We start from the raw sequence: 1,349 nt of genomic DNA, 5'->3' as shown, positions 1-1,349 counted from the left end.
ATTAGCAGCATGGTGGCCGAAGCCGCTGCGTTGGAAAAAGCGGCCATCGAAGGCCGCTTAGCCACCCGCGCCGACGCCAGCCAATACCAAGGCGATTACCGCAAGATTGTCGAAGGCGTCAACAACACCCTGGACGCGGTGATTGGCCCGCTCAACGTTGCCGCCGAGTATGTGAATAACATTTCTAAAGGTGCGATCCCCGCGAAAATCACCGACACCTACAACGGCGATTTCAACGTCATCAAAAACAATCTGAATACCTGTATCGATGCCGTTAATGCCCTCGTCGCTGACGCCAACATGCTGGCGACCGCTGCGGTCGAAGGCCGTCTGGCCACCCGTGCCGATGCGACCCAGCACCAAGGTGATTTCCGTAAAATCGTCGAAGGCGTCAACAGCACCCTGGACGCGGTGATCGGGCCCTTGAACGTCGCCGCCGAGTACGTGGACAACATCTCTCGCGGGGCGATTCCGGCAAAAATCACCGACCACTACAACGGCGATTTCAACACCATCAAAAACAACCTGAATAACTGTATCGACGCGATCAGCAGCATGGTGGCGGAAGCCGCTGCGCTGGAAAAAGCGGCCATCGAAGGCCGCTTAGCCACCCGCGCCGATGCCAGCCAATACCAAGGCGATTACCGCAAGATTGTCGAAGGCGTCAACAACACCCTGGACGCCGTGATCGGCCCGCTCAACGTCGCGGCCGAGTATGTGGACAACATCTCTCGCGGGGCGATTCCGGCAAAAATCACCGACACCTACAACGGTGATTTCAACACCATCAAAAACAACCTGAATACCTGTATCGATGCGGTGAACGCCCTGGTCGCCGACGCCAATATGCTCTCGACCGCAGCCGTAGAAGGCCATCTGGCAACTAGAGCCGATGCCACTAAACACCAAGGCGATTTTCGCAAGATTGTCGAGGGCGTGAACCTGACCCTGAATGCGGTCATAGGCCCGTTGAATGTAGCGGCTGACTATGTCGATAACATTTCCAAAGGACACATTCCGGCCAAAATCACCGATAGCTACAACGGCGATTTCAACACGATTAAAAACAACCTCAACACCTGTATCGATGCGGTCAATGCACTGGTGGCCGACGCCAATATGCTGGCAACCGCCGCCGTTGAAGGCCGTCTGCAAACCCGCGCCGACGCCAGTAAGCACCAAGGCGACTTCCGCAAAATCGTCGAAGGCGTCAATGACACCCTGGATGGCGTGATCTTGCCGCTGAATGAAGCCGTCGAAGTGCTGGCGTTGGTTGAACAAGGCGATTTGACCCGCAACGTGACAGGTAACTACAAAGGCCAGTTGGGTGAATTTAAAGACACCGTGAA

At 55.8% G+C, this 1,349-nt stretch carries 1 pseudogene; it reads left to right on the top strand.

The window, feature by feature from the left end:
- A pseudogene (locus G006_RS26510) lies at window positions 1-1,349 on the top strand (hypothetical protein); the annotation flags it as partial.

Origin of the sequence: Methylomonas sp. MK1 (genome assembly GCF_000365425.1) — a bacterium.
Lineage (GTDB): Bacteria > Pseudomonadota > Gammaproteobacteria > Methylococcales > Methylomonadaceae > Methylomonas.
Note: the sequence above shows the minus strand (reverse complement) of the source record. Positions and strands in the feature narration are given on the sequence as shown.